26 protein-coding genes, 1 pseudogene and 1 riboswitch are annotated in these 26710 nt (G+C 71.6%); of the genes and pseudogenes, 21 read left to right on the forward strand and 6 right to left on the reverse strand.

All coding sequences use genetic code 11. The features are described from left to right. The 12 genes from rplS (at position 1) to ACIQM4_RS24575 (ending at position 10608) form a co-directional block, all read left to right on the forward strand. Positions 1-351, forward strand: coding sequence for a 50S ribosomal protein L19 (gene rplS, locus ACIQM4_RS24520; RefSeq protein WP_401595372.1), 351 nt, complete (start codon positions 1-3; stop codon positions 349-351). Positions 352-395: 44 nt separating this feature from the next. Beyond that, on the forward strand, positions 396-1310 hold the full coding sequence (gene lepB / locus ACIQM4_RS24525) for a signal peptidase I (RefSeq protein WP_401595374.1): 915 nt from the start codon (positions 396-398) through the stop codon (positions 1308-1310). Next, positions 1303-2265: a signal peptidase I gene (lepB, locus tag ACIQM4_RS24530; RefSeq protein WP_401595377.1), complete on the forward strand. Its 963-nt coding sequence runs from the start codon at positions 1303-1305 to the stop codon at positions 2263-2265. Before lepB (ACIQM4_RS24525) ends, lepB (ACIQM4_RS24530) begins: the two co-directional genes overlap by 8 nt. Positions 2266-2283: 18 nt before the next feature. Continuing rightward, entirely contained in the window at positions 2284-3255 is a 972-nt protein-coding gene (gene lepB / locus ACIQM4_RS24535; RefSeq protein ID WP_401595672.1) for a signal peptidase I, read from the forward strand. A gap of 46 nt (positions 3256-3301) precedes the next feature. Further along, positions 3302-4024, forward strand: coding sequence for a signal peptidase I (lepB, locus tag ACIQM4_RS24540; protein ID WP_401595380.1), 723 nt, complete (start codon positions 3302-3304; stop codon positions 4022-4024). Between the two features lie 112 nt (positions 4025-4136). Further along, positions 4137-4637, forward strand: coding sequence for an NUDIX hydrolase (locus ACIQM4_RS24545; protein ID WP_401595675.1), 501 nt, complete (start codon positions 4137-4139; stop codon positions 4635-4637). Between the two features lie 55 nt (positions 4638-4692). Continuing rightward, positions 4693-5001: a DUF2469 domain-containing protein gene (locus ACIQM4_RS24550; protein WP_189825850.1), complete on the forward strand. Its 309-nt coding sequence runs from the start codon at positions 4693-4695 to the stop codon at positions 4999-5001. A gap of 187 nt (positions 5002-5188) precedes the next feature. Next, positions 5189-5620, forward strand: coding sequence for a YraN family protein (locus tag ACIQM4_RS24555; RefSeq protein WP_401595384.1), 432 nt, complete (start codon positions 5189-5191; stop codon positions 5618-5620). Then, positions 5620-7263, forward strand: a complete 1644-nt coding sequence (locus ACIQM4_RS24560; protein WP_401595386.1) for a YifB family Mg chelatase-like AAA ATPase — start codon at positions 5620-5622, stop codon at positions 7261-7263. Before ACIQM4_RS24555 ends, ACIQM4_RS24560 begins: the two co-directional genes overlap by 1 nt. Before the next feature lie 206 nt (positions 7264-7469). Next, the gene (dprA, locus tag ACIQM4_RS24565; RefSeq protein WP_401595389.1) at positions 7470-8720 is read left to right on the forward strand and encodes a DNA-processing protein DprA; all 1251 of its coding nucleotides are present in this window, start codon (positions 7470-7472) and stop codon (positions 8718-8720) included. A 381-nt stretch (positions 8721-9101) separates the two neighbouring features. After that, positions 9102-9938 carry an RNA polymerase sigma factor WhiG gene (gene whiG, locus ACIQM4_RS24570; protein WP_401595391.1) on the forward strand — a complete coding sequence of 279 codons (837 nt, stop codon included), beginning with the start codon at positions 9102-9104 and terminating at the stop codon, positions 9936-9938. 109 nt (positions 9939-10047) lie between these two features. After that, the gene (locus ACIQM4_RS24575) at positions 10048-10608 is read left to right on the forward strand and encodes a TetR/AcrR family transcriptional regulator (RefSeq protein ID WP_401595677.1); all 561 of its coding nucleotides are present in this window, start codon (positions 10048-10050) and stop codon (positions 10606-10608) included. Here the strand turns inward: ACIQM4_RS24575 and ACIQM4_RS24580 are convergent. Beyond that, positions 10562-11380: a peptidoglycan DD-metalloendopeptidase family protein gene (locus ACIQM4_RS24580; protein ID WP_401595393.1), complete on the reverse strand. Its 819-nt coding sequence runs from the start codon at positions 11378-11380 to the stop codon at positions 10562-10564. The two genes, ACIQM4_RS24575 and ACIQM4_RS24580, sit on opposite strands and share 47 nt — an antisense overlap. Before the next feature lie 295 nt (positions 11381-11675). Between ACIQM4_RS24580 and rpsB the strand changes: the two genes are divergently transcribed. The 9 genes from rpsB (at position 11676) to ACIQM4_RS24625 (ending at position 21760) form a co-directional block, all read left to right on the forward strand. Next, positions 11676-12632, forward strand: coding sequence for a 30S ribosomal protein S2 (gene rpsB / locus ACIQM4_RS24585; protein WP_401595396.1), 957 nt, complete (start codon positions 11676-11678; stop codon positions 12630-12632). A 167-nt stretch (positions 12633-12799) separates the two neighbouring features. Then, positions 12800-13636 (forward strand): translation elongation factor Ts, encoded by an 837-nt coding sequence (gene tsf / locus ACIQM4_RS24590; RefSeq protein WP_401595399.1) that lies wholly within the window; start codon positions 12800-12802, stop codon positions 13634-13636. 180 nt (positions 13637-13816) lie between these two features. Next, positions 13817-14578 carry a UMP kinase gene (gene pyrH / locus ACIQM4_RS24595; protein ID WP_401595401.1) on the forward strand — a complete coding sequence of 254 codons (762 nt, stop codon included), beginning with the start codon at positions 13817-13819 and terminating at the stop codon, positions 14576-14578. A 192-nt stretch (positions 14579-14770) separates the two neighbouring features. Then, the gene (gene frr / locus ACIQM4_RS24600) at positions 14771-15328 is read left to right on the forward strand and encodes a ribosome recycling factor (RefSeq protein ID WP_401595404.1); all 558 of its coding nucleotides are present in this window, start codon (positions 14771-14773) and stop codon (positions 15326-15328) included. Further along, positions 15328-16485, forward strand: coding sequence for a phosphatidate cytidylyltransferase (locus ACIQM4_RS24605; protein ID WP_401595406.1), 1158 nt, complete (start codon positions 15328-15330; stop codon positions 16483-16485). The genes frr and ACIQM4_RS24605 overlap by 1 nt, the downstream gene beginning before the upstream one ends. Before the next feature lie 94 nt (positions 16486-16579). Beyond that, complete coding sequence (gene rlmN / locus ACIQM4_RS24610; protein ID WP_401595409.1) at positions 16580-17686, forward strand: 23S rRNA (adenine(2503)-C(2))-methyltransferase RlmN; 1107 nt, start codon at positions 16580-16582, stop codon at positions 17684-17686. A gap of 39 nt (positions 17687-17725) precedes the next feature. After that, a riboswitch (TPP riboswitch) is annotated at positions 17726-17831 on the forward strand. A gap of 77 nt (positions 17832-17908) precedes the next feature. Next, on the forward strand, positions 17909-19024 hold the full coding sequence (locus tag ACIQM4_RS24615; protein WP_401595412.1) for a thiamine ABC transporter substrate binding subunit: 1116 nt from the start codon (positions 17909-17911) through the stop codon (positions 19022-19024). Between the two features lie 74 nt (positions 19025-19098). Next, on the forward strand, positions 19099-20718 hold the full coding sequence (locus ACIQM4_RS24620; RefSeq protein ID WP_401595679.1) for an ABC transporter permease: 1620 nt from the start codon (positions 19099-19101) through the stop codon (positions 20716-20718). Position 20719: 1 nt separating this feature from the next. After that, positions 20720-21760: an ABC transporter ATP-binding protein gene (locus ACIQM4_RS24625; RefSeq protein WP_401595414.1), complete on the forward strand. Its 1041-nt coding sequence runs from the start codon at positions 20720-20722 to the stop codon at positions 21758-21760. A 79-nt stretch (positions 21761-21839) separates the two neighbouring features. Here ACIQM4_RS24625 and ACIQM4_RS24630 read toward each other — a convergent pair whose 3' ends face one another. The 5 genes and pseudogenes from ACIQM4_RS24630 to ACIQM4_RS24650 all read right to left on the reverse strand — a co-directional run bounded on the left by ACIQM4_RS24630 (position 21840) and on the right by ACIQM4_RS24650 (position 26639). Then, the gene (locus ACIQM4_RS24630) at positions 21840-22763 is read right to left on the reverse strand and encodes a hypothetical protein (RefSeq protein ID WP_401595416.1); all 924 of its coding nucleotides are present in this window, start codon (positions 22761-22763) and stop codon (positions 21840-21842) included. A 156-nt stretch (positions 22764-22919) separates the two neighbouring features. Beyond that, a pseudogene (locus ACIQM4_RS24635) lies at positions 22920-23288 on the reverse strand (VOC family protein); the annotation flags it as partial. A 34-nt stretch (positions 23289-23322) separates the two neighbouring features. After that, positions 23323-24441 carry an LOG family protein gene (locus tag ACIQM4_RS24640; protein WP_401595682.1) on the reverse strand — a complete coding sequence of 373 codons (1119 nt, stop codon included), beginning with the start codon at positions 24439-24441 and terminating at the stop codon, positions 23323-23325. 159 nt (positions 24442-24600) lie between these two features. Beyond that, positions 24601-25920, reverse strand: a complete 1320-nt coding sequence (locus ACIQM4_RS24645; RefSeq protein WP_401595419.1) for a hypothetical protein — start codon at positions 25918-25920, stop codon at positions 24601-24603. Next, positions 25902-26639 carry an ABC transporter ATP-binding protein gene (locus ACIQM4_RS24650; RefSeq protein ID WP_401595422.1) on the reverse strand — a complete coding sequence of 246 codons (738 nt, stop codon included), beginning with the start codon at positions 26637-26639 and terminating at the stop codon, positions 25902-25904. Before ACIQM4_RS24650 ends, ACIQM4_RS24645 begins: the two co-directional genes overlap by 19 nt. Positions 26640-26710: the final 71 nt, after the last annotated feature.

The raw sequence follows: 26710 nt of genomic DNA on the forward strand, positions 1-26710 counted from the left end.
ATGTCTCACCTGCTCGACTCCGTCGACGCTGCGTCCATCCGCAGCGACGTCCCGGCCTTCCGCCCCGGTGACACCGTGAACGTCCACGTGCGCGTCATCGAAGGTAACCGCTCCCGTGTGCAGCAGTTCAAGGGTGTCGTCATCCGCCGCCAGGGCGCGGGCGTCCGCGAGACCTTCACGGTCCGCAAGGTCTCCTTCTCCGTCGGCGTCGAGCGCACCTTCCCGGTGAACTCCCCGATCTTCGAGAAGATCGAGGTCATCACCCGCGGTGACGTGCGTCGCGCGAAGCTGTACTACCTGCGCGAGCTGCGCGGCAAGAAGGCGAAGATCAAGGAGAAGCGCGACAGCTGATCGCGCCTCCGGCGTCCAGGACCGGCCGGATAGGCTCGGATCCGATGGACACCGAAACAGCACAGCACCCGGAGCGCGACCGCCCGGCCGACCCCGTCAGCGGGGAAGGCGAGCGGTCGCGCTCCGCGTGTTTGGCGGGGGAATCGTCGGGGGACGAGCCGCCGGCCGACGAGACCCTGTCCGGGCGCGGCGGCCGGTTCTCCCGGCATCGGCCGGGGCGCGAGGGCCGGTTCTCCTGGCGGCGGCCGGGGCACGACGGCCGGCTCTACTGGCGGCGGCCGGAGCACGGCGGCCGGTTCTCCTTGCGGCGGCCGGTTCTCCTGGTGGTGGCCTGCCTCGGTTTCCTGCTGCTGTTCAGCGGCTTCGTACTGCAGCCCTTCCTGATCCCCAGCACCTCGATGCGGCCCACCCTCCAGGTCGGTGACCGGGTCCTGGTGAACAAGCTGGCGTACCGTTTCGGGGCCGCGCCGCACCGCGGTGACGTGGTGGTCTTCGACGGCACGGGTTCGTTCGTACGGGAGGAGCCCGCGGCCGATCCCGTGTCGGGCGCGCTGCGTTGGGCGGGGGCCGCCCTCGGTCTCGCCGAGCCGGCCGAGACCGACTTCGTGAAGCGCGTGGTGGGGGTGGGCGGCGATCGCGTGGTCTGCTGCGACAAGCGGGGGAGGATCCAGGTGAACGGGCGGTCCGTCGACGAGCCCTATCTGTTCCCGGGCGACAGCGCGTCCCGGGTGCCCTTCGACATCGTCGTACCGGACGGGACGCTGTGGATGATGGGCGACCACCGCTCCCGCTCCAGCGACTCACGGGACCACCTGGGCAGTCCCGGCGGTGGCATGGTGCCGGTGGACCGGGTGATCGGCCGCGCGGACTGGCTCGGCTGGCCCGTCGGCAGATGGGGCTCGCTGGAGCGCTCGGGCGCCTTCGGCACGGTTCCCGCGCCGGCCGGGCCCCATGGGTAGCCGCGGCCGGGACCGGGCGGCGCAGGACGTACCGCTGCCCACGGGGAGCAGGCCCGTCGGGCCTGCCGCCGGTGACGGCAGGGCCGGTCCTGGGCGGGCCGAGCGGCGCAAGCTCGCCCGCAAGGTCAGGCGGAGGCGGCGCAGGTCGGCCGTGAAGGAGATCCCCGTCCTCATAGTCGTGGCGCTGCTGATCGCGCTCGTACTGAAGACGTTCCTGGTGCAGGCCTTCGTGATCCCGTCCGGCTCGATGGAACAGACGATCCGGATCGGCGACCGGGTGCTGGTGGACAAGCTGACCCCGTGGTTCGGTTCGCGTCCCGAGCGCGGCGAGGTCGTCGTCTTCAAGGACCCGGGCGGCTGGCTGGAGAAGGACGCCGGCCAGGAGAAGCCGGACCCGGTGGTGGTCAGGCAGATCAAGGTCGGGCTGACCTGGATCGGTCTGCTGCCGTCCGCCGACGAGCAGGACCTGATCAAGCGGGTGGTCGCGGTCGGCGGCGACACGGTGAGGTGCTGCGACCGCAATGGTCAGGTCACCGTCAACGGCGTACCGCTCAGTGAACCCTATGTATTTCCGGGCGACCGCCCCTCCAAGATTCCTTTTGAGGTAAAGGTTCCGGCGGGCCGGGTGTTCGTCCTCGGCGACCACCGGTCGAACTCGGCCGATTCCCGTTACCACTTGGACGAGAAGTACCAGGGAACGGTCTCGGAGGACGACGTACTTGGCCGTGCTGTCGTCATCGCCTGGCCGATCGGACACTGGCGGAAGCTGGAGGTGCCCGAGACCTTCGCCCGCGTCCCCGATCCGTCCGCCGGGGCGGCGGCGGCCCCGCGACCGTCGAATAGGGTGGCGTCCCAGGATCGTGAGGTCCTACTCCCGAGCCAAGGGGAACTCCCGCTCGTTATGGGAGTGGTGGGTCTGCGCCTTCTCGGGCGCGGGCGGTGGCACGGAGAGTAAGGAGTGGACGTGGGGGATGTGGCGGTCGGTGCCCGGTCCGGACACGACGGACCTGAGGAAAAGCCCGACCCGGGACGGCGCGCCGATGCATCCTCGCCCGTGACCCCGGGCCCGGCGGTGGAGCAGCGGAGCGGTGAAGAGTTGAGCGACACGGACAGCGGACCGCAGGACAGCGGCGCGCACGACGACAGCGACGCGGACGACCGGCGCGGCGCACCGAGGAAGCAGCGTTCCTTCTGGAAGGAACTGCCGCTGCTGATCGGCATCGCCCTCCTCCTGGCGCTGCTGATCAAGACCTTCCTGGTGCAGGCCTTCTCGATCCCCTCCGAGTCGATGCAGGACACCCTCCAGAAGGGCGACCGCGTCCTGGTCGACAAGCTGACCCCGTGGTTCGGCGCGGAGCCCGAGCGCGGCGAGGTCGTGGTCTTCCACGACCCGGGCAACTGGCTCAACACCCCCGTCGCGGAGCCCAACGTCGTACAGAACTTCCTGAGCTTCATCGGCCTGATGCCGTCCGCCGAGGACAAGGACCTGATCAAGCGGGTCATCGCGGTCGGCGGCGACACCGTGGAGTGCAAGACCGGCGGCTCGGTCAACGTCAACGGCAAGGCGCTGGACGACAAGTCGTACATCGCGCCGCAGGGCACCCCCTGCGACGACCAGCCCTTCGGCCCGCTCAAGGTGCCGGACGGCAAGATCTGGGTGATGGGCGACAACCGCCAGAACTCCGAGGACTCCCGCTACCACCAGAACCTCCCCACCAAGGGCTTCGTCAACAACGACCAGGTGGTGGGGCGGGCCGTTGTGGTGGCCTGGCCGATCAACCGCTGGGCGACGCTTCCCGTGCCGGACACCTTCGACCAGCCCGGCCTGGCGAGCGCCACGGCCGCTGCCGCGTCGGCCGCTCCGGGTGCGCTCGGCCTGGCGGGTGCGGTGCCGCTGGTGCTCTGGCGCCGCAGGAGGCTGACTCACGGGCGTACCGACGGGTAGGGTGCCGTCCCGGATCATTGGTCTCCGAATGCAGGGGAGCGCTGGGATGGGCGAAGCAGGACGTACGGAAGACGGCCGCGGCCGGCTCGGCAATGTGTTGTCCGGGCTGGCCGTGGCCGTCGGCTGTGTGCTCTTCCTCGGCGGGTTCGCCTGGGGAGCGTTGGTGTACAAGCCGTACACGGTGCCGTCCGACTCGATGACCCCGTCGATCAACGCCGGGGACCGGGTGCTGGCGCAGCGGATATCCGGCGACGAGGTGCGGCGCGGGGACGTGGTGGTCTTCACCGACGAGGTGTGGGGCGCCATGCCGATGGTGAAGCGGGTGGTCGGCGTCGGCGGCGACAAGGTCGTCTGCTGCGACCGGGAGAGCCGGCTGACGGTGAACGGACAGCCCCTGGAGGAGCCGTACCTGCACTCCCGGGACGGGGCCGGGTCGGAGCAGTTCAGCGCGGCGGTCCCGCAGGGCGAACTGTTCCTCCTGGGGGACGAGCGACGCACGTCGGTGGACTCCCGCAAGCACCTCGGGGACTCCAGCCACGGCACGGTCCCGGTGTCCAGGGTCGACGCCCGGGTGGACGCGGTGGCCTGGCCGGTCGGCGGGGTGCTGGAGCGGCCGACGTCCTTCGCGTCCCTGCCCGGGGGCGTCTCGCAGCCGGGACCGGTACGGCTGGTGGTGACCGCCGTCGTGGCGGGCGTGGTGCTGATCTTCGGCGGGGCGGCGTACGGACCGCTGGCCAGGATGACCGGACGACGGAAGGTACGCGCGTGAGCACGATGACCGGACGACGGAAGGTACGCGCGTGAGCACAGGGACGGCGGGTGCGGGTGGCCCGGGGGCGGGCGGTACGGGCCCGGGTGACGGGGGTCTGGGGGACGAGGGTCTGCGTGACCCGGCGGGCAGGCCGTTGCGGAAGGTGGCGAGGGTCGTCCTGTTCGATCCCGAGGACCGCGTCCTGCTGATGCACGGCTTCGAACCCGAGGACCCCGCCCGCAAGTGGTGGTTCACCCCCGGCGGTGGTGTAGAGGGTGACGAGACCCTGGCCGAGGCGGCGCTGCGCGAGGTCGCGGAGGAGACCGGGATCACGGACCTGGAACTCGGCCCCGTGCTCTGGCGGCGGATCTGTTCCTTCCCGTTCGACGGGCGCCGCTGGGACCAGGAGGAATGGTTCTTTTCGGCGCGTACGCAACAGACCGAGACGGCCCCGGCCGCTTTGACGGAGCTGGAACGGCGCAGCACCGCGGGTCTGCGGTGGTGGTCCTCCGCCGCCCTTCTCGCGACGCGTGAGACGGTGTACCCGACCAGGCTCGCCGAGCTGCTGCGCACGCTGCTCGACGAGGGTCCTCCGAGTACGCCGATCGTCCTGGCCCCGGAAATCGCATAGGGGCGAACGGGGCTGGCGCACAATAGGGGGACGCACGGCTGAAGGGGAACATGCCATGAGCGCCGAGGACCTCGAGAAGTACGAGACCGAGATGGAGCTGAAGCTCTACCGGGAGTACCGCGATGTCGTCGGTCTGTTCAAATATGTGATCGAGACCGAACGGCGCTTCTACCTCACCAACGACTACGAGATGCAGGTGCACTCGGTCCAGGGCGAGGTGTTTTTCGAAGTAACCATGGCGGACGCGTGGGTCTGGGACATGTACAGGCCCGCCAGGTTCGTCAAGCAGGTGCGGGTACTGACGTTCAAGGACGTCAATGTGGAGGAGCTCAACAAGAGCGATCTGGAGCTTCCGGGTGGCTGAAACGTCGCCGTGGAGTGACGGGACATCCCGGAGTGACGGGACATCCCTTCGGGCCGGCTGAACACCTCCTTCGGGCCGGCTGAACACCTCCTTCGGGTGGCCGGGTTTTCCACAACGGCGGAGTTGTCCACCAAGATCCACCAGTTCGCGGAGTTTGCGTCACATTCGGTTCCGGAGGTGGGACCGAATGAACGCGAACCGTATGAACGCGAACCGCCTGAACGCGGACGGCACGAAGGTGACCGGTGGACCGACACCGCGCACCGCACGCGGAAACCTCGGCCGGTACGGCGAGGACCTGGCCGCCCGGTGGCTGGCCGAGGTGGGCATGTCCGTGCTGGAGCGGAACTGGCGCTGCCAGGCCGGTGAGATCGACATCGTGGCCAGGGACGGCGACTCGCTCGTCGTCTGTGAGGTCAAGACCCGGCGCACGGGGCCGTTCCAGCACCCGATGGAAGCCGTCACACCCCGCAAGGCGCAACGGCTGCGCACCCTGGCCGAGCTCTGGCTGTACGAGCACGGCGGGCCGCCGCCCGGCGGCGCGAGGATCGACCTCGTGGGCGTCACCCTGCCCAGACGCGGGGCCCCGGTCCTGGAGCACGCGCGGGGGGTGGCCTGATGGGGTTCGCGCGCACGTGCTCGGTGGCGCTGGTCGGCGTCGAGGGTGTGGTGGTGGAGGTCCAGGCCGATCTGGAACCGGGTGTCGCCGCCTTCGCCCTGGTGGGGCTGCCCGACAAGAGCCTCACCGAGAGCAAGGACCGGGTGCGGGCGGCGGTGGTGAACTCCGGCGTCGCCTGGCCGCAGAAGAAGCTGACGGTGGGGCTCAGCCCCGCTTCGGTGCCCAAGAGCGGCTCGGGGTTCGACCTGGCCGTGGCGGTCGCCGTACTGAGCGCCGCCGAGCGGATCGACCCGCGGGAGATCGCCGACCTGGTGATGGTCGGTGAGCTGGGGCTCGACGGACGGGTCAGGCCGGTGCGGGGCATCCTGCCCGCGGTGCTCGCCGCCGCGGAGGCCGGCTACCGGCAGGTGGTCGTGCCCGAACAGTGCGCGGCGGAGGCCTCGCTGGTGCCGGGCATCTCGGTTCTCGGGGTGCGCAGCCTGCGCCAGCTGATCGCGGTGCTGGCCGGGGAGGAGGTGCCCGACGAGGAACCGGCCGAGGAGGGCAGGCCCGACGCCATGCTGGCCGGGCTGACGGTGCCGGGCGCGGGAGCGGGCACCGGCCTCGCGGCGGGCAGCGGCGACACGGGGGCCGACCTCGCGGACGTGGGCGGCCAGGACGCGGCCCGGCTCGCCCTGGAGATCGCGGCGGCGGGCGGACACCACCTGTTGCTGTTCGGCCCGCCGGGGGCGGGCAAGACGATGCTGGCGGAGCGGCTGCCGGGACTGCTGCCGCCGCTCACCAGGCAGGAGTCCCTGGAGGTGACGGCGGTGCACTCGGTGGCGGGCATCCTGCCACCGGGCGAACCGCTGGTCACCCGGGCGCCCTACTGCGCGCCCCACCACTCGGCGACGATGCAGTCGCTCATCGGCGGTGGCAACGGACTGCCCCGGCCGGGGGCGGTCTCGCTGGCCCACCGCGGAATCCTCTTCATGGACGAAGCGCCCGAATTCACTGCGAAGGCACTCGATTCACTGCGGCAGCCGCTGGAATCCGGGCATGTGGTGGTGGCGCGCAGCGCGGGGGTGGTGAAGCTCCCGGCCCGTTTCCTGATGGTGCTGGCGGCGAACCCGTGCCCCTGCGGGCGGCACGGCTCCAAGGAGGCCAACTGCGACTGCGGGCCCGCGACGGTCCGCCGGTACCAGGCCAGGCTGTCGGGGCCGCTGATCGACCGGGTGGACCTGCTGGTCAGGGTGGAGGCGGTGACCCGCGCCGATCTGATGGGGCAGGGCGGTCGGGGGGAGTCCAGCTCGGTGGTCGCCGCCCGGGTGCGCGAGGCACGGGAGCGGGCCGCGGCGCGCCTCGAAGGGACTCCGTGGGCCAACAACAGCGAGGTGCCGGGGCACGAGCTGCGCACCCGGTGGCAGTCCGTGCCGGGGGCGCTCGCCGCGGCGGAGCGCGACATGGAACGGGGCCTGCTGACCGCGCGAGGCTTCGACCGGGTGCTGCGGGTGGCCTGGACCGTCGCGGACCTGGGCGGGCACGACCGGCCCGACGAGGCCGACCTGGAACTGGCGCTCCAGATGCGGACCGGAATCGACCGGGGCGCGGTCCGCAAACGGGGCGCGGACAGGTCGACGCTGGTGACCGGAGGTGCGGTGTGAGCACCGGGGCGGCTGCGCGGCCAGGGGCAGGAGAACGGGACGGGCCACGAGCGGGGGCGGATACGGATACGGGAGCAGGAATGGGGGCGGGAGCAGGGGCGGATACGGATACGCATGCCGGAGCCGGAGCCGGAGCCGGAGCCGGAGTGGGAGTGGGAGTGGGAGCTGGAGCCGGAGCCGGAGTGGGAGTGGGAGCGGGAGTGGGAGTGAGTGGGGCGGAACGGCTGGCGCGGGCCGCGCTCACCGGGATCATCGAACCGGGCGACGAGACGGGTGGCCGTCTGCTGCGGGAGTACGGACCGCTGGAGGTGCTCCGTCGGCTGACCGGGCCGGGACGGGAGCGGACCGAGCCGGGACGGGAGCAGACCGCGCCGGGCCGGGAGCAGGGGCGGTCGCGAGGGAGCGGCGAGGGAGCCGCGCGGGCGGGCGCCCCGCCGGGCGGTTCCCTGAGCGGGGTGAGCGCCAAGCGCCTCGACGGCTACCGGAACCGGGCCGCGGCCGTCGACCCGCAGCGGTACCTCGCGGCGGCCGCGGCCGTCGGGGGCCGGCTGGTCTGCCCCGGTGACGAGGAGTGGCCCAGCCAGCTCGACGACCTCGGGGACGCGCGCCCGGTCGCGCTCTGGGTGCGCGGCAGGCCCAATCTGCGGATGTGGGCACTGCGGTCCGTCGCCGTCGTCGGCGCCCGAGCCTGCACGGCGTACGGAGCACACATGGCGGCGACCCTCGGCGCCGGGCTCGCGGAGCGCGGCTGGGTGGTGGTCTCCGGAGCCGCGTTCGGTGTCGACGGGGCCGCGCACCGAGGGGTGCTGGCCGCGGGCGGGGCCACCGTCGCGGTCCTGGCGTGCGGGATCGACACGGTCTATCCACGAGGGCACGCCGAGTTGATCGGACGCATTGCCGAACAGGGTCTCCTGGTGGGGGAGTTACCGCCGGGCGGCCATCCCACGCCGAGCCGGTTCGTATTGCGCAACCGGGTCATCGCCGCCCTCACGAGAGGCACCGTGGTCGTCGAGGCCGAGTACCGCAGCGGTTCACTCGTCACCGCCCGCAGCGCCCAGCGCATGGGCCGCTTCACGATGGGCGTGCCGGGGCCGGTCACCAGCGGGCTCTCCGCCGGGGTTCACGAACTGTTGCGCGGAGAGGGAGTGCTGGTGACGGACGCCGCGGAAATCGTCGAACTGGTCGGCGAGATCGGTGACCTCGCCCCGGCCAGGCGCGGCCCCGTGCTCCCCAGAGACCTCCTCGACCCCGTCACCGCGCGGGTGCTGGAGGCGCTGCCGGCCAGGGCGACGGTCGACGCGCGGAGCGTCGCACGCGATGCGGGGACCTCCGGGGACGAGGCACTCGCCAGGCTGTACGAACTGCACTCACTCGGGTTCGTCGAACGTCACGGCGATGCCTGGCAGTTGGCGTCAAGCGCCGTACGCGGGACGTCCGCCCGGCGAGGCGGTGCTTGACCAGGGGTGTCCGAGTGAAAAGGTAAAGACGATGACCTTGGGAATCGTGCAGCGGGGGGCGGGGGAGTGGGCCGCGTTCGCCTGCCGGGCCGGTGCCGGGCTGTGGCGCGGGGGTGTCAACCGGGTGATCCGGTCTCCTGTTCCTCGCGCACCGCGACGCACCAGTCACGCTACGCTCGCAAGGATTTCGCCCGCGCGGGGATCGATCACGGTTCAACGGTTCTCGCCGGCTCCGGGCAGGGCGCCCGGCGCAGCACCAGGCCCCCCACCCGTCCACGGCCACAATTCCCCGCACGTTCACGGCAGTAGGTCTCCCCGCTCACCCACGGCTCAACTCCCCCACACATCCACACATCACAGCAGAACGGCTCAAGGCAACGCATGCCCCAGCACACCTCCGGGTCTGACCGCGCGGCAGCGCCCCCGGCTGCCCGCGGTGCCGTACGGCCCCCGGCGCCCTCGTCCGTGGACGAGTTGTGGCGGTCGTACAAGACCACGGGCGACGAGCGGCTGCGGGAGCAGCTGATCCTGCACTACTCGCCCCTGGTCAAGTACGTCGCGGGCCGGGTCAGCGTGGGGCTGCCGTCCAACGTCGAGCAGGCCGACTTCGTGTCTTCCGGGGTGTTCGGGCTGATCGACGCCATCGAGAAGTTCGACATCGAGCGCTCCATCAAGTTCGAGACGTACGCCATCACCCGCATCCGCGGCGCGATGATCGACGAACTGCGCGCCCTGGACTGGATTCCACGCTCGGTGCGGCAGAAGGCGAAAGCCGTCGAGCGCGCGTACGCGACCCTGGAGGCGAAGCTGCGCCGCACCCCGTCCGAGGGCGAGGTCGCCTCCGAGATGGGTATCGCGGTCGAGGAACTGCACGCCGTCTTCAGCCAGTTGTCGCTCGCCAACGTGGTCGCGCTCGAAGAGCTGCTGCACGCGGGCGGCGAGGGTGGTGACCGGCTGAGCCTGATGGAGACGCTGGAGGACACCAGCGCCGACAACCCGGTCGAGGTCGCCGAGGACCGCGAGCTGCGCCGGCTGCTCGCCCGCTCCATCAACACCCTCCCCGACCGGGAGAAGACCGTGATCACCCTCTACTACTACGAGGGCCTCACCCTGGCCGAGATCGGCAATGTGCTCGGGGTCACGGAGAGCCGGGTCAGCCAGATCCACACCAAGTCGGTCCTGCAGCTCAGGGCCAAACTGGCGGACGTCGGCCGGTGACCCGGCGGACCGGGCGAGGGGCGCTGAATCGTCCCTGCCGGGTGTACCCGTCGTCATCCCGGGCCCGCATCCGTAGAGTGGAGCCGTGCCAAGGATTCGAGCGGCCTCCGTGGCCGAGCACCGGACGATGCAGCGCAGCGCCCTTCTGGACGCTGCCCGCTCCCTCCTGTCCGAGGGCGGTACGGAGGCGCTGACCTTCCCCGCCCTCGCCGAGCGCACGGGCCTGGCCCGCTCCTCGGTGTACGAGTACTTCCGCTCCAGAGGCGCGGTCGTCGAGGAGCTGTGCGCCGTCGACTTCCCCGTCTGGGCCGCCGAGGTCGAGTCCGCGATGGCGGCGGCCGACACGGCGGAGGGCAAGGTGGAGGCGTACGTACGGCAGCAGCTGACGCTGGTCGGCGACCGGCGCCACCGGGCGGTGGTCGCCATCTCCGCGAGCGAGCTGGACGCCGGTGCCCGCGAGAAGATCCGCGCCGCGCACGGCGGGCTCGTCACGATGATCGGCGACGCACTGCGCGAGCTGGGCCACGAGCAGCCCCGGCTGGCCGCCATGATGCTGCAGGGCGTGGTGGACGCGGCCGTACGGCGGCTGGAGCTGGGCGGCGCCGCCGAGGAGCCAGGACTCATCACCGAGGCGGCCGTCTCGATGGCCCTGCGCGGCGTCCGGGGCTGACCTGGGGGCCACGGCCCGGCTCCACGCCCCGGCCCCGCATCCGGCGCACCCCCGCACTCTTCGGTCCGCCGCTGCCGCAGCCCCGGCCCCGACGCCCCCGTATCCGGTAAGCCAGTACCGCCGCCACCGACAGTGCCAGTCCGTGCAGGGCGTCCGGTGCGAGGGCCGCGACCTTCGGGGGCGGCGCCGGTGCCGGGACCGGTCGTGGCGCAGGGGCTGGAGGGGCTGGTTCTGGTGCCGGGACGCCCCAGACCGGCAGCAGCCGGGGCAGCGCCTTGCTCCGCAGCAGTTCCGGTGGCAGCAGTGACAGCGGGTCGAGGTACTCGTCACCGCGCACCAGCCCCCAGTGCAGACAGCTCTCCGGCAGGCAGTGGCCGGCCCCCGGCTCCAGCACTCCCACCAGCTGGCCGGCCTTCACCTCGTCGCCCTCCGCGACCACCGGGCGCACCGGTTCGTACGTGGTGCGCAGCGGCGGGTCCCCGCTCGCGGGCAGCGTGATCGAGAGTACTCCGCGGCCCGCCACCCGGCCCGCGAAGGAGATCCGGCCGGCCGCGGCGGCCCGGACCTCGTCACCGGGGCGGGCCGCCAGGTCCACACCGCGGTGCCCGGCGGCGTACTTCGAAGGCGGCGGCTCCCAGCCCCTTACGACAGCGGGACGCTCGCCCACCGGCCAGGCGCGGTCGTGGCCCGCCTCGGCCAGAGCCGTGGGCGCGAGCCTCGGGGACAGGGCGACGAGCAGCGTGAACAACGCCGTGATCACAGGTCGGTACATGCCGAAACAGTCCGGTACCGGGCGCCGTTGCGGGGATCATGGTCCGTTTCTGTGGACGGCCGAGCGGTTGTGGACAACGCCGTCACCCGGCACTGTGCGGGTCCCGTACACTTCTTGTGGCGATCCGGGTCACCGGGTCGACTTCGCACGTCCCGCCATCACCCTCTCTGTGGTCAGTGGCAGCGCAACTCGGTCCTCAGGGGTTTTCCGACCCCCCATGGGCACGGCGCGTGGGACGTCAGGCGCGACCGCCGTCCGGCGGGAGCGATAACCGAGTACCTCAAGGAGTACGGCCATGGCCGTCGTCACGATGCGGGAGCTGCTGGAAAGCGGCGTCCACTTCGGTCACCAGACCCGTCGTTGGAACCCGAAGATGAAGCGTTTCATCTTCACGGAGCGCAACGGCATCTACATCATCGACCTGCTCCAGTCGCTGTCGTACATCGACCGCGCCTACGAGTTCGTCAAGGAGACCGTCGCCCACGGCGGCTCCATCATGTTCGTCGGCACCAAGAAGCAGGCGCAGGAAGCGATCGCCGAGCAGGCGACGCGCGTGGGCATGCCCTACGTCAACCAGCGCTGGCTCGGCGGCATGCTGACCAACTTCTCCACCGTCTACAAGCGCCTCCAGCGCCTGAAGGAGCTGGAGCTCATCGACTTCGAGGACGTGGCCGCGTCGGGCCTCACCAAGAAGGAGCTCCTGGTTCTCTCGCGCGAGAAGGCCAAGCTGGAGAAGACCCTCGGCGGTATCCGCGAGATGTCGAAGGTTCCCAGCGCCGTCTGGATCGTCGACACCAAGAAGGAGCACATCGCCGTCGGTGAGGCGCGCAAGCTCCGCATCCCGGTCGTCGCGATCCTCGACACCAACTGCGACCCCGACGAGGTCGACTACAAGATCCCGGGCAACGACGACGCGATCCGTTCCGTCACCCTGCTCACCCGCGTGATCGCCGACGCCGTCGCCGAGGGCCTCATCGCCCGCTCCGGTGCCGCGACCGGCGACTCCAAGCCGGGCGAGAAGGCCGCCGGCGAGCCGCTCGCCGAGTGGGAGCGCGACCTGCTCGAGGGCGACAAGAAGGCTGACGAGGCCCCGGCCGCCGACGCTGACGCCGCCACCGAGGCTCCGGCCGCCGACGCCGACGCCGAGGCTGCCCCGGCCGCCGAGGTGCAGACCTCCGCCGAGACCGAGAAGGTCGCGGACGCCGAGGCTGTCGAGGCTCCGGCCGCTGCCGCCGAGGCCGAGCAGGCCTGACCCAGCCCTCAACGGCTGACTGACGGCGGGGGAGGGTGCGCCACCAGGCGCCCCGCCCCCGCCGTTCACCCGTAGATCACGTGGTTCACGGCGATCGCGCAGGTCACGAGCTCGCGCAGATCACGTCGATCACGACCTTCGACTTTCGAGAAGAGATTCACAGACTCATGGCGAACTACACCGCCGCTGACGTCAAGAAGCTCCGCGAGCTCACCGGCGCCGGCATGATGGACTGCAAGAAGGCCCTCGACGAGGCCGACGGCAGCGTCGACAAGGCCGTCGAGGCCCTGCGCATCAAGGGCCAGAAGGGCGTCGCCAAGCGCGAGGGCCGCTCCGCCGAGAACGGCGCCGTCGTCTCCCTGATCGCCGACGACAACACCTCCGGTGTCATCGTCGAGCTCAAGTGCGAGACGGACTTCGTCGCCAAGGGCGAGAAGTTCCAGACCGTCGCCAACCAGCTCGCCGCGCACGTCGCCGCCACCAGCCCGGCCGACCTCGCCGCACTGCTCGGCTCGGAGATCGAGTCCGGCAAGACGGTCCAGGCGTTCGTCGACGAGGCCAACGCCAACCTGGGCGAGAAGATCGTCCTGGAGCGCTTCGCCCAGTTCTCCGGCGCCTACGTGACCGCGTACATGCACCGCACCATGCCCGACCTGCCCCCGCAGATCGGTGTCCTGGTCGAGCTGGACAAGGCCGACGCCGACCTGGCCCGCGGGATCGCCCAGCACATCGCCGCCTTCGCGCCGAAGTACCTGGACAAGGGCGACGTCCCGGCCGAGGTCGTCGAGGCCGAGCGCCGCGTCGCCGAGGAGACCACGCGCGCCGAGGGCAAGCCCGAGGCCGCCCTCCCGAAGATCGTCGAGGGTCGCGTCAACGGCTTCTTCAAGGAGGCCACCCTTCTTGGCCAGCCGTACGCGCTGGACAACAAGAAGTCCGTCCAGAAGGTTCTGGACGAGGCCGGTGTCGTCCTGAAGCGCTTCTCGCGCATCAAGGTCGGCATCTGAGTCGTGACGTCCGACTCCGTCGACGTAACGCGAACATCGCCAGACCCGGCTAGGGTCTGATGCAGCCGCCGGCGTACGCGCCGGCCGGCCGCAGATCTGACGAGGAGGCCATTGCCGCAGCGGGAACCGCAAGGATCCACCGGCAATGGCCTTCTTCGTATGTGCACGAGGAGAATTCCCATGAATCAGGCGCTTCAGGCGACTCAGGACATCGGCAAGAAGACCGGGCGCTTCATGCTGAAGCTCTCCGGCGAGGCATTCGCCGGCGGCGGTGCGCTGGGCGTCGATCCCGACGTCGTACACGCCATGGCCCGTGAGATCGCCGCGGTCGTACGGGACGGCGCGGAGATCGCGGTCGTCATCGGCGGCGGCAACTTCTTCCGCGGCGCCGAACTCCAGCAGCGCGGCATGGACCGGGCCCGCTCGGACTACATGGGCATGCTCGGTACGGTCATGAACTGCCTCGCCCTCCAGGACTTCCTGGAGAAGGAAGGCATCGACTCGCGCGTCCAGACCGCCATCACCATGGGACAGGTCGCGGAGCCCTACATCCCGCTGCGCGCCGTGCGCCACCTGGAGAAGGGCCGCGTCGTGATCTTCGGCGCCGGCATGGGAATGCCGTACTTCTCCACCGACACCACGGCCGCCCAGCGCGCCCTGGAGATCGACGCGGAAGTCCTGCTCATGGGCAAGAACGGGGTCGACGGGGTCTACGACTCCGACCCCAGGAAGAACCCCGCGGCGGTCAAGTTCGACGCGCTGGAGTACCACGAGGTGATCTCCCGGGACCTCAAGGTCGCGGACGCCACCGCCGTCACGCTCTGCCGCGACAACGATCTGCCGATCCTGGTCTTCGAGCTGCTGGCCGAGGGCAATATCGCCCGCGCGGTCAAGGGTGAGAAGATCGGCACGCTCGTCAACGCCCGGGGCACCCGCGCCTGACCGCGATCCACGGTCCGGCGCCCGGGTGCGCACCCGGACGCGCCCCCGGCACGGCCGCCGGGACGTATCCGGGGGATGGACAATGTCCTGCCGGTCGGACACCGTGCAGGAGAAGACGCGCACGCAGCAGCAAACGCACGCAGCAGCAGTCCAAGACATGCAGCAGCAGTTCCAGACATGCAGGAGTACGTGGTGATTGAAGAAATCCTCCTCGAGGCCGAGGAGAAAATGGAGAAGGCCGTCGTGGTCGCCAAGGAGGACTTCGCCGCGATCCGCACGGGCCGTGCGCACCCGGCGATGTTCAACAAGATCGTGGCCGAGTACTACGGCGCCGTGACCCCCATCAACCAGCTGGCGTCGTTCTCGGTCCCCGAGCCGCGGATGGCCGTGGTGACCCCCTTCGACGCGAGCGCCCTGCGCAACATCGAGCAGGCGATCCGCGACTCCGACCTCGGCGTCAACCCGAGCAACGACGGCCGCATCATCCGGGTGACGTTCCCGCAGCTGACGGAGGAGCGCCGCAAGGACTACATCAAGGTCGCGCGCACCAAGGCCGAGGACTCCCGGATCTCGATCCGCTCGGTCCGCCGCAAGGCCAAGGAGACCCTCGACAAGCTCGTCAAGGACAAGGAGTCCGGCGAGGACGAGGTCCGCCGTGCCGAGAAGGAGCTCGACGACACCACCGCGAAGTACGTGGCGCAGGTGGACGAGCTGCTCAAGCACAAGGAAGCCGAGCTGCTCGAGGTCTGATGAACGACTCTTCCTGGGGGGCCCCGCCGAGAGCGGGCTATGCCGGTGAATGGGGACCCCCCGACCAGGGGCCCCTCCCGGCGGGTCCCGCGTACGATGCGCACGGCGCCCAGCACACTCGGCCCATGCCCATCGTGCCTGAGACAGGCAGAGACGCCGACGACCGCGACGACCGGAACCGGGGACCCGCTCCCGCCGCGCAGTATCCCGCTGCCCCCACCGCTCCGGCGGCCGGGGACCCAGCTGTGGACGCCGCTGCCGGGCGCGCTCCCCTGTTCCGCGACGAGATGCCTCAGGAGCCCATGTCGACCCCGTCCCCGGCCCCGCAGCCTCCCCAGAAGAAGCGTGCGGGCCGTGATCTGCGTGCGGCGATAGGGGTCGGCCTCGGTCTCGGCGTGGTCATCATGGCGTCGCTGTTCATCTGGAAGGCCGTCTTCGTCGGCGTCATAGCGGTCGCCGTGGTCGTCGGGCTCTGGGAACTCACCTCCCGGCTGGAGGAGCGCAAGGGCATCAAGGCGCCGCTCGTCCCGCTCGCGGTCGGCGGTGCGGCGATGGTCATCGCGGGTTACGTGCGCGGACCCGAGGGCGCCTGGGTCGCCATGGCGCTCACCGCTCTCGCGGTGCTGGTCTGGCGGATGACGGAGCCCCCCGAGGGCTACCTCAAGGACGTCACCGCGGGTGTCTTCGCCGCGTTCTACGTGCCGTTCCTGGCCACCTTCGTCGCGATGATGCTCACGGCGCACGACGGCCCGCAGCGGGTGCTCACCTTCCTGCTGCTGACGGTGGTCAGCGACACCGGCGCCTACGCGGTGGGCTGGCGTTTCGGCAAGCACAAGCTGGCGCCGCGCATCAGCCCCGGCAAGACCCGCGAGGGCCTGCTCGGCGCGATCGCCTTCGCGATGGCGGCGGGCGTGGTCTGCATGACGCTGCTGGTCGACGGCGGTACGTGGTGGCAGGGCGCGCTGCTCGGCCTCGCGGTCGCGGCCAGCGCCACCCTGGGCGACCTGGGCGAGTCCATGATCAAGAGGGACCTCGGGATCAAGGACATGGGCACACTGCTGCCGGGCCACGGCGGCATCATGGACCGCCTCGACTCCCTCCTCCCGACGGCTCCCGTGGTCTGGCTGCTGCTGGTGATCTTCGTGGGTTCGGCGTGACACCGCGCCTGTGACCTGCTGCGTTGTTGCGTAAGGGGCCCCCGTCCACAGGACGGCGGGCCTCTTGTCGTACATCTGCCACACTGGTATGACCATGCCTGTACCCGGAGAACTCACTTTCGTCGCGCCCCGCGGAGCCAAGAAGCCCCCGCGGCACCTCGCCGACCTCACGCCCGCCGAGCGCAAGGAGGTCGTCGCCGAGATCGGCGAGAAGCCGTTCCGCGCCAAGCAGCTGTCCCAGCACTACTTCGCGCGCTACGCGCACGACCCGGAGCAGTGGACCGACATTCCCGCCGGTTCGCGCGGCAAGCTCCGCGAGGCGCTGCTGCCGGAGCTGATGACGGTGGTCCGCCATCTGTCGACCGACCAGGAGACCACGCGTAAGACGCTGTGGAAGATGCACGACGGGACGCTCGTCGAGTCCGTGCTGATGCGCTACCCGGACCGGGTGACCATGTGCATCTCCTCGCAGGCCGGCTGTGGCATGAACTGCCCGTTCTGCGCGACCGGGCAGGCCGGTCTCGACCGGAACCTCTCCACCGCGGAGATCGTGCACCAGATCGTGGACGGGATGCGGGCACTGCGCGACGGGGACGTGCCCGGCGGCCCCGCGCGGCTGTCGAACATCGTCTTCATGGGGATGGGCGAGCCGCTCGCCAACTACAAGCGCGTCGTCGGCGCGATCCGCCGGCTGACCGACCCCGAGCCGGACGGCCTCGGGCTCTCCCAGCGCGGGATCACCGTCTCCACCGTGGGCCTGGTGCCCGCGATGCTGCGGTTCGCCGACGAGGGCTTCAAGTGCCGCCTCGCCGTGTCGCTGCACGCCCCCGACGACGAGCTGCGCGACACGCTGGTGCCGGTCAACACGCGCTGGAAGGTGCGTGAGGTGCTGGACGCCGCATGGGAGTACGCGGAGAAGTCGGGCCGTCGCATCTCCATCGAGTACGCGCTGATCAGGGACATCAACGACCAGGCATGGCGCGGTGACCTGCTGGGGCGGCTGCTCAAGAACAAGCGGGTGCACGTCAACCTGATCCCGCTGAACCCGACCCCCGGCTCCAAGTGGACCGCCTCGCGCCCCGAGGACGAGAAGGCGTTCGTGGCGGCCATCGCGGCGCACGGGGTACCGGTGACGGTGCGCGACACCCGCGGCCAGGAGATCGACGGCGCCTGCGGGCAGCTGGCGGCCTCCGAGCGCTGACCGCCGGGCGCCTGGTTGTACGCTGGGCCGCACATCTGCATATTCCGACAGGGGAGCGCCACAGCGCTGAGAGTGCAGTTCTCACTGCAGACCCTCTGAACCTCGCCCAGGTCATTCTGGGTAGGAAGTTCGGTCGTAACTCGAGCTGTTGCGCCCTGCCCACTTTTTCCGAGGTGGGCGGGGCCGCGTCTCTTCCTGGTCATTTCCAGGAGGACTTCACCAGTGAGCACCATCAAGAGGTCAGTGCGCACCACCAGGAGGTACGCGGCGGTCTCCGTGGCCGCCGTGCTCAGCGTCGGTGCGCTCGCCGCCTGCGGCGGGCCGTCCGACGGTGACAAGGAGGCCGGGGCCGGCGGTTCCAAGACCGTCACCCTGGTCAGCCACGACTCCTTCGACGTCTCGCCCGCCGTGCTCAAGGAGTTCACCCGGCAGTCCGGCTACACGGTCAAGGTGCTCAAGAGCGGTGACGCGGGAGCCGCCCTCAACCAGGAGATCCTGACCAAGGGCTCGCCCCGCGGTGACGTCTTCTTCGGCGTGGACAACACCCTTCTCTCGCGCGCGCTCGACAACGGCCTCTTCCAGCCGTACGAGGCCAAGGGCCTGAACGGCGTGCCCGCGGACCTCCAGCTCGACAAGGGCGAGCACCGGGTGACCCCGGTCGACACCGGCGACATCTGCGTCAACTACGACAAGAAGTACTTCGCCGAGAAGAAGCTGGCACCGCCGAAGTCGCTCGACGACCTGGTCAAGCCCGCCTACAAGAACCTGCTCGTCACCGAGAACGCCGCCACCTCCTCGCCGGGCCTCGGGTTCCTGCTCGCGACCGCGGGACGGTACGGCGACGCCGGCTGGCAGGGCTACTGGCAGAAGCTCAAGGACAACGGCGTCAAGGTCGTGGACGGCTGGGAGCAGGCGTACAACGAGGAGTTCTCGGGCTCCGCCGGCGGCAAGAAGGCGAAGGCCGACCGGCCGCTGGTCGTCTCGTACGCCTCCAGCCCGCCCGTCGAGGTGCTGTTCGCCGAACCGAGGCCCGCCGAGGCGCCGACCGGCGTCGCCACCGGCACCTGCTTCCGCCAGGTCGAGTTCGCCGGACTGCTCGACGGGGCGAAGAACGAGGCCGGCGGCAAGGCGCTCCTCGACTTCCTGCTCGGCAAGCAGTTCCAGCAGGACCTGCCGCTGAAGATGTTCGTCAACCCGGCGGTCAAGGACACCGAGCTGCCCGAGGTGTACGCGAAGTTCGGCGCCACCGTCGACAGGCCGCTGACCGTCGCGCCCAAGAAGATCGCCGACAACCGTGAGCAGTGGGTCAAGTCGTGGTCCTCGCTGGTGAACAAGTAGGCGGGCCCCGGCCGGGCGCCCGCGAAGGCGCCCGGCGGGGTTCCTGGCGCGGCGGTGCGGTGCGGCTCGGCCTGATGGCCGTACCGGTGGCGTTCTTCGCGCTGTTCTTCGCCTACCCGGTCGTCGCCATCGTGGCGCGCGGACTGCGGCCGAGCGGGACCTGGCAGCTCGGGCGGATCGGCGAGGTGCTGGGCGATCCGGACATCCTCGGCGTGCTCTGGTTCACCACCTGGCAGGCCGTCACGTCGACGGCGCTCACCCTGCTGCTCGCGCTGCCCGCGGCGTACGTCTTCGCCCGGTTCGAGTTTCCGGGCAAGCAGCTGCTGCGGGCCGTGGTCACCGTGCCGTTCGTGCTGCCGACCGTGGTCGTGGGTACCGCCTTCCTGGCGGTGCTGGGGCGCGGCGGGCTGCTCGACGAGACGTGGGGCGTACGGCTCGACAACACCGTGTGGGCGATCCTGCTCGCCCACGTCTTCTTCAACTACGCGGTGGTCGTCCGGACCGTGGGCGGGCTGTGGTCGCAGCTCGACCCGCGGCAGGAAGAGGCCGCGCGGGTACTCGGGGCGGGGCGCCTCACGGCCTGGCGGCGGGTGACCTTGCCGGCGCTCGCGCCGGCGGTGGCCGCCGCCGCGCTGATGGTCTTCCTGTTCACCTTCACGTCGTTCGGCGTCGTGCAGATCCTGGGCGGGCCCGCCCGTTCCACCCTGGAGGTGGAGGTCTACCGGCAGACCGCCCAGCTGCTCGACCTGCCGACCGCCGCAGTGCTGACGCTGGTGCAGTTCGCTGCGGTGGGCGCGATCCTCGCCGTGCACGCGTGGACGGTACGCCGGCGGGAGGGTGCGCTGAAGCTCGTCGACCCGGCGCGCACCTCGCGCAGGCCGCGCGGCACAGGTCAGTGGGCGCTGCTCGGCGGAGTGCTGGCGAGCGTACTTGTGCTGATCCTGCTTCCGCTGTCCGTGCTGGTCGAGCGGTCGCTGGACGGGCCGCAGGGGTACGGGTTCGGCTACTACCGGGCGCTGCGCTCGGTGGCCGACAGCGGCGGAACCTTCCTGGTACCGCCGCTGGAAGCGGTCTGGAACTCCTTGCAGTACGCCGTGGTGGCGACCGCGATCGCGCTGGTCGTGGGCGGACTGGCGGCTGCCGCGCTGACCCGGCGGGCGGGCCGGCTGGTGCGGGGTTTCGACGCCCTGCTGATGCTGCCGCTGGGCGTCTCCGCGGTGACCGTGGGCTTCGGCTTCCTGATCACCCTCAACAAACCGCCACTGGACCTGCGCACCTCGTGGATCCTGGTGCCGCTCGCCCAGGCGCTGGTGGGCGTGCCCTTCGTCGTACGGACCATGCTGCCCGTGCTGCGCGCGGTGGACGGCAGGCTGCGGGAGGCGGCGGCGGTCCTCGGGGCCTCGCCGCTGCGGGCCTGGCGGGAGGTGGACCTGCCGCTGGTGCGCCGGGCACTGCTGGTGGCGGCGGGGTTCGCCTTCGCCGTGTCGCTGGGCGAGTTCGGAGCGACCGTCTTCATCGCGCGGCCCGACAACCCGACGCTCCCGGTGGCCGTGGCCCGGCTGCTCGGGCGGGCCGGTGACCTCAACTACGGGCAGGCGATGGCCCTCAGCACGATCCTCATGGTCGTCTGCGCGCTCTCGCTGCTGGTGCTGGAACGCATCCGGCCCGACCGATCCGTCTCCGGGGAGTTCTGAGATGACCGAAGCGGCACAGCCCCTGCTGGGGCTCGAAGCGCTCACCGTACGGTTCGGGGCGCGGGCGGTGCTCGACGCGGTGGACCTGCGGGTGTGCGCGCACGAGATCGTCTGTGTGCTGGGGCCGAGCGGCAGCGGCAAGTCGACGCTGCTGCGCGTGGTGGCCGGGCTCCAGGAGACGGACGCGGGGCGGGTGCTGCTGGACGGGGTCGACCAGGCGGGCACGCCGGTGCACCGGCGTGGGGTGGGGCTGATGTTCCAGGACCACCAGCTCTTTCCGCAGCGTGACGTGGGCGCGAACGTCGCCTTCGGGCTGCGGATGCGGGGCGTGGGACGCGCCGAGCAGGTGCGCCGGGTCGAGGAGCTGCTGGAGCTGGTCGGGCTGCCGGGCGCCCGGCGACGCGCGGTCTCCTCGCTCTCGGGCGGTGAACAGCAGCGGGTCGCGCTCGCCCGTGCGCTGGCCCCGGAGCCCAGGCTGCTGATGCTGGACGAGCCGCTGGGGCAGCTCGATCGCGGGCTGCGCGAACGGCTGGTGGTGGAACTGCGCCAGCTTTTCGGCCGGCTGGGCACCACGGTCCTCGCCGTCACCCACGACCAGGGTGAGGCCTTCGCCCTCGCGGACCGGGTCGTCGTCATGCAGGACGGCCGGATCGCGCAGGCGGGCACCCCGCTGGAGGTGTGGCAGCGTCCCGCCTCGGAGTTCGTGGCCCGCTTCCTGGGCTTCGACAACGTGGTGCAGGCGAGTGTCGTCGGCGGGACGGCGGACACGGTCTGGGGCAAGATCCCCGTCCCTGCGGACGCGCCACAGGGTGTGACCCGGCTGCTGGTACGGCCCGCCGGTGTCCGGCTGGTGCCCGCGGCGGACGGTCTGCCCTGCACGGTGGCAGCCCGCACCTTCCGCGGCAACCACGTCGCGCTGCGACTGCGCCCGGTGGAGGGGCCGCTGCTGGAGGCGGAGTGCCCACTGCGGGACACCCCTGCGGAAGGCGCGGAGGTGGGCGTCGCCTTCGCGGCGGACGAGGTCGTACTGCTGGCCCGGTGAGTTCGGGCCGGTTCTGTACGACCCGTACCCTGCTGGCCCGGTGAGCTCGGTCGCCCTGTACGACCCGTACCCGCCCCCTCTAACGAGGGGTGTCCACCAGGCGCCGTGTCTCGTCGGGGCCCGCTGCCTCCTCGCCCTCGTGCTTGCCGTACCAGGCGACGGCCACCGCGCCCGTCACGGCCAGGACGAAGCCGACGATCGCCACCCACGCGAAACCGGGCCGCGAGGCGTCGCCCAGCCAGACCACGCCGATGATGCCGGGCAGCACCGTCTCGCCGACCACCAGGGCGGCGGTGGCGCCGTTGACCGAGCCGATCTGGAGCGCCACCGTGTGCAGGTACATGCCGCCGATCCCGGCGATCAGGATCGCGTACAGGGCCGGGTCGGCGAGGAGCGCCCCCAGGTCGTAGGGGTCCACCCCGTCCAGGATGCGTACGCCGACGCCGAGGGCGCCGAAGCCCAGGCCGGAGAGGAGACCGGCGAGGATCGCGGCGCCCGCGCCCATCAGCCGTACCACTACGGTCCCCACGGCCATCAGCCCGACCGAGACGGCCAGCAGCCACCAGTGGGTCGCCCTCGCGGTGTGGCCGCTGCCCTCGTGCCCCGCCGCGGTCGCCAGCAGGACCAGCGAGCCGCAGACGACAGCGATCGAGGTCCACTCCTTGCGGGTCAGCCGGATGCCGAGCATCTTCACGCTCAGCACGGCGGTGATGACCAGGTTGGCGCTGATCACGGTCTGGGAGAGGAACAGCGGAAGCATCCGGGCGGCCAGCGCGCCGAGCGCGAAGCCCAGGAAGTCCAGGGCGGTGCCCACGATGAACTCCCAGGTCATCGCCGCCTTCGCAGTGGAGGACAGGCTCGGCCCGCCGTGCTGGGTGACACCGGTGGTGGACGCCGCGGCCGCCTCGCGGCGGGCGGACTTCCGCGATCCGACGGCTTGCAGGACCGAGCCCGTGCCGTAGCAGACCGACGCCGCAATGGCGGTGACAAGACCGATGAGCACCAAAAGCTCCGTTCACGGGTTGTTCGTCGTGCTTGAGTTCTCCGACTACCAGACGTGAGAATTCCCGTGCGCGTTGCTTCTGTATCGGCCGGATGTGTTCGCGCGGGCGCGGGTCCGCTGTGTCGCGTGTGTCGCGGGCGCGCTCCCGCGTCAGCCTGCGCGTTCGGCGGCGCTGCGCTCGACGCAGAACTCGTTGCCCTCGGGGTCCGCGAGGAGCGCCCAGCCGGTGCCGTCGGGTTTGCGGTGGTCGGCCACCAGGGTGGCGCCGAGCGCCAGGACCCGTGCCACTTCCTCGTCGCGGGTGCGGTCCTGCGGCTGGAGGTCGAGGTGGACGCGGTTCTTGACCGTCTTGGCCTCGGGGACCTGGACGAAGAGGACCCCGACGCCCGGTGCGGACACCAGGGCCTCGGGGTCACCGGGGAGGTCGTCGTCGGCGAGCGGGGCTTCGAGCACGGCCGCCCAGAAGCTCGCGATTGCGTGGGCGTCGGCGCAGTCGATCGTGACGTGCCTGATGAGTGTGGTCATGCGCGTCACTATGACCGCGCGCCGGTTCCGAGTCCTAACGCATTTCGGCGCTGCCGCCCGCCGACCTGAGGCGGGCCAGCGCCTCCGGGGCCTCGGCGACCGTGTCGACCAGGGCGATACGGAGTTCCATCGCGCGGTCCTTGGCGAGGGACTGGAGCAACGGCCAGGCCGGCAGGCGTTCGGTCCAGTGGGTGCGGTCGACCAGCACCATGGGCGTGGGCTCGCCGCGCGACTCGTAGTAGTTCGGGGTCGCGTTGTCGAAGATCTCCTGGACGGTTCCCGCCGCGCCGGGGAGGAAGACGACACCCGCGGTGGAGCGCGCCAGCAGGCCGTCCTCGCGGGTGGCGTTGGCGAAGTACTTGGCGATGTGCGCGGCGAAGGCGTTCGGCGGCTCGTGGCCGTAGAACCAGGTGGGGATGCCGACCGAGTCGCCGCCGGCCGGCCAGCGCGAGCGCACCGCGAAGGCCGCCGCGGCCCAGTCGGTGACGGACGGGGTGAAGGAGGGGGCCCGGCCGAGCACGGCGAGGGCCTCGTCCAGCATGGAGTCCGGGTGCGGGGCCGCGTAGGCGCCGAGGTTCGCGGCCTCCATCGCGCCTGGGCCGCCGCCGGTGGCGACGGTCAGCCCGGCGCGGCTGAGCGTACGGCCGAGGCGGGCGGCGCCCGCGTACGCGTCGGTGCCACGGGCCATCGCGTGACCGCCCATGACGCCGACGACCGGCGCGCCGGTGAGGTGCTCGTCGAGGGCGTCGGAGATCGCGTCGTCGTGGATCGAACGCAGCATCGAGGCGAGTATGTCGCCGTCGGACTTGGTGCGCTGGAACCAGGCGTAGGCGAGTGCGTCGGGGGTCGCCTCGTACCCGCCGTCGGCCAGTCCCTCGAAGAGGGCATCCGGGGTGTAGAGCAGGCCCCGGTACGGGTTGAAGGGGAGGCCGGGGACCGGTGGGAAGACCAGCGCGCCGTCCGCCCTGACCTTGGCGGTCGCCCGCTCCGCCATCGGGCAGCCGAGGAAGACCGAGCCCGCGGCGTCGGTGGCCAGCAGGGCCTCCGTACGGTCCGTCAGGTCGACGGACTGGAGGCGGTAGCCGCGCAGGGGGCCCTGCGCGACCGCACGGTCGAACTCGGCGAGTGACTCGATCTCGGGGTCGTGGAGCACCGGATCGTGAACCGTCGGGCGGTGGGACGGCTCGGCGGTCGGGCCGGCGGGGGAGGCGTGGTCGGGGTGTTGAGGCACGCAGGCATGGTATGCGGCGCTGCCCGGCGTGGTCCCTGGCCCCCGGACCCCGCCGACCGGCCGGGGGGCGCGCCCGGACGGTCAGCCGAGGGGCGTGGCGGCGAGGGTGGCCACCGCCCAGGTCAAGGGGGCGAAGAAGGCGAGCAGAGCAAGCGTCCGGGTGGCGGCCGCCGCGCGGAGAGTCTTGGCCGCGGCTCCCTGGCTCAGCAGGGCCCGGGTGGTTTCGGTACGGGCCTGCCTCGTCTCCAGGGCGACGGTCAGCAGCGACGCGGTGGTGCAGGCCAGGACCAGGGTGGCGCCCAGGGAGGAGAGCGGACCGAAGGCGGACCTGGCGCCGCCCGCGTGCGCGTAGAGGGTGCTCGCCGCGATCAGGCCGGATGCGGTCGCGCAGAGCACGCCCAGCGGGCGGCCGATGCGCCGTGCCTCGCCCTGGAGCGCGCGGCCGGCCAGCAGGCGCACCGCTCCGGGGCGTACCGCCTGGAGGAGGAGGCCGCACAGGTGCACGAGACCCGGCCCCGCCATGGCGAGACCCACCGCGGTCAGCGCCCAGCCCACGAGGACGCCCGCCGGGGCGATGTCCGGGTGGCCGGGCAGGGGGAGGGCACCGCTCCCGCCACCTGCGCGGCTCGCGTACGTCTCCACCGCCAGGCCCACGGCGGTCAGGGCGACGCCCCAGGGCAGGCCGGTGGGAGGGATCGTCGCAATGTCGGGCGCGGAGGGGGCGGGCCGCGTGCCGAGGAGCGCGGAGGGTGCGGCCGGCGTGCCGAGGAGCGCGGAGTCCGGGGATCCGGCGATGTTCGCCCCCACCACCCCCGCCACCCCTGCCGTCCCCGCCGTCCCTGCCGCGAAGACACCCTCCGACGCGGTCGCGGTGCGGGTCCGCCGGGGCGCCGTGCCGGCGCGGGGACGAAGGGCCACCACGGTCGCCGCCGACGCGGCGAGGGGGGTGAGGGTCAGCAGGATCAGCACCGCAGGCAGCGGCAGCGGGTGGCCCGCGGCGAGGAGTTCGGTGGCCGCGCCGTCGAAGGGGAGCCCCGTCAGATCGCCGCGCAGATGCAGGAAGAGGAGCAGGGCGACCATGCTGCCGACGGTGCAGGAGAGGGCGGTGGAGGCCGCCGCCGTCGCCGCGAGCCGGGCCGGGCCCAGGCCCACCGCGGACAGGCCGGTGCGCGGCCGGGTGCTGGGGTCGGTACGCGCCACCGCGACGGCGAACTGCACCGTCGCGGCGAGCGGGACCAGGCACCACAGGAGCCGGAGCAGGGAGGAGGAGGACGGGTGGCCGATCGCGTGGCCGAGGGTGCACAGCAGGAGGAACCCGACGCCCGCCGAGGCCGCGGCGACCAGCAGTCGGCGCAGCAGCACCAGCGGGTGGGCGCCGCGGGCTAGACGGAGAGCGAGCACGCGGCGCGGCCCTCCGTGAGCTGTCCGGAGCTGTCACGACGGCCGTCGACGAGGGCCACCGCGCGGTCGGCGAGGGCTGCGACGTCCGCCTCGTGCGTGGCCAGGACGACCGTGATGCGGTGCGAGCGGGCCGCGGTGGAGAGGGTGCGCAGGACCTGTGCGCCCTCCCTGCGGTGCAGCGGGGCCGTGGGCTCGTCGGCGAAGAGGACCGAGGGGGAGGTGGCCAGGGCGCGGGCGATCGCGATGCGCTGGCGCTGCGACTGGAGGAGCGCGGCCGGGCGCTTGCGTGCGACGGCCCCGATGTCGAGGCGCTCCAGCCACTCCATGGCCGACGATTTCGCCGCCCGGTGGCCCTCGCCTCGCAGCAGGAGGGGCAGGGCGGCGTTCTCCCAGGCGGAGAGCTCGGGTACGAGGTGCGGCTCGGGGGCGATCCAGGCGAACCGGTCCCTGCGCAGCCGTTCCCTGGCCAGCGCGCCCATGGTGTGCACGGGGACGCTGTTGAACCACACCTCACCGTCGTCCGGCACCAGTTGGCCCGACAGACAGCCGAGGAGGGTGGTCTTGCCGCTGCCGCGCGGCCCCGTCACGGCGAGGATCTCGCCCTCGCGGACACCGAGCGAGACGTCGGTGAGTGCGGGCGAGCCGTCGTACGAGTGGTGCAGGGAGCGCGCCCAGAGGACGTCGTTGTCGGGCGGGGCGGTGTCCGTCGGAGCCACCATGGCGTGCACCTCGGTTCACGGTTGTCCGGGAGGGTGTCGGATCGGCATCCCGCCCCTTGCGGGGGAACGAG

It is taken from the genome of Streptomyces sp. NPDC091272, from assembly GCF_044757485.1.
Classification (GTDB): Bacteria; Actinomycetota; Actinomycetes; order Streptomycetales; family Streptomycetaceae; genus Streptomyces.

Bases quoted from the DNA above. Each gene is read 5' to 3' on its own strand.
- rplS (WP_401595372.1), top strand. From the start codon at position 1: ATGTCTCACCTGCTCGACTCCGTCGACGCTGCGTCCATCCGCAGCGAC.
- lepB (WP_401595374.1), top strand. From the start codon at position 396: ATGGACACCGAAACAGCACAGCACCCGGAGCGCGACCGCCCGGCCGAC.
- lepB (WP_401595377.1), top strand. From the start codon at position 1,303: ATGGGTAGCCGCGGCCGGGACCGGGCGGCGCAGGACGTACCGCTGCCC.
- lepB (WP_401595380.1), top strand. From the start codon at position 3,302: ATGGGCGAAGCAGGACGTACGGAAGACGGCCGCGGCCGGCTCGGCAAT.
- ACIQM4_RS24550 (WP_189825850.1), top strand. From the start codon at position 4,693: ATGAGCGCCGAGGACCTCGAGAAGTACGAGACCGAGATGGAGCTGAAG.
- ACIQM4_RS24555 (WP_401595384.1), top strand. From the start codon at position 5,189: ATGAACGCGAACCGTATGAACGCGAACCGCCTGAACGCGGACGGCACG.
- ACIQM4_RS24560 (WP_401595386.1), top strand. From the start codon at position 5,620: ATGGGGTTCGCGCGCACGTGCTCGGTGGCGCTGGTCGGCGTCGAGGGT.
- whiG (WP_401595391.1), top strand. From the start codon at position 9,102: ATGCCCCAGCACACCTCCGGGTCTGACCGCGCGGCAGCGCCCCCGGCT.
- ACIQM4_RS24580 (WP_401595393.1), bottom strand. From the start codon at position 11,380: ATGTACCGACCTGTGATCACGGCGTTGTTCACGCTGCTCGTCGCCCTG.
- rpsB (WP_401595396.1), top strand. From the start codon at position 11,676: ATGGCCGTCGTCACGATGCGGGAGCTGCTGGAAAGCGGCGTCCACTTC.
- tsf (WP_401595399.1), top strand. From the start codon at position 12,800: ATGGCGAACTACACCGCCGCTGACGTCAAGAAGCTCCGCGAGCTCACC.
- pyrH (WP_401595401.1), top strand. From the start codon at position 13,817: ATGAATCAGGCGCTTCAGGCGACTCAGGACATCGGCAAGAAGACCGGG.
- ACIQM4_RS24605 (WP_401595406.1), top strand. From the start codon at position 15,328: ATGAACGACTCTTCCTGGGGGGCCCCGCCGAGAGCGGGCTATGCCGGT.
- rlmN (WP_401595409.1), top strand. From the start codon at position 16,580: ATGCCTGTACCCGGAGAACTCACTTTCGTCGCGCCCCGCGGAGCCAAG.
- ACIQM4_RS24620 (WP_401595679.1), top strand. From the start codon at position 19,099: ATGGCCGTACCGGTGGCGTTCTTCGCGCTGTTCTTCGCCTACCCGGTC.
- ACIQM4_RS24625 (WP_401595414.1), top strand. From the start codon at position 20,720: ATGACCGAAGCGGCACAGCCCCTGCTGGGGCTCGAAGCGCTCACCGTA.
- ACIQM4_RS24650 (WP_401595422.1), bottom strand. From the start codon at position 26,639: ATGGTGGCTCCGACGGACACCGCCCCGCCCGACAACGACGTCCTCTGG.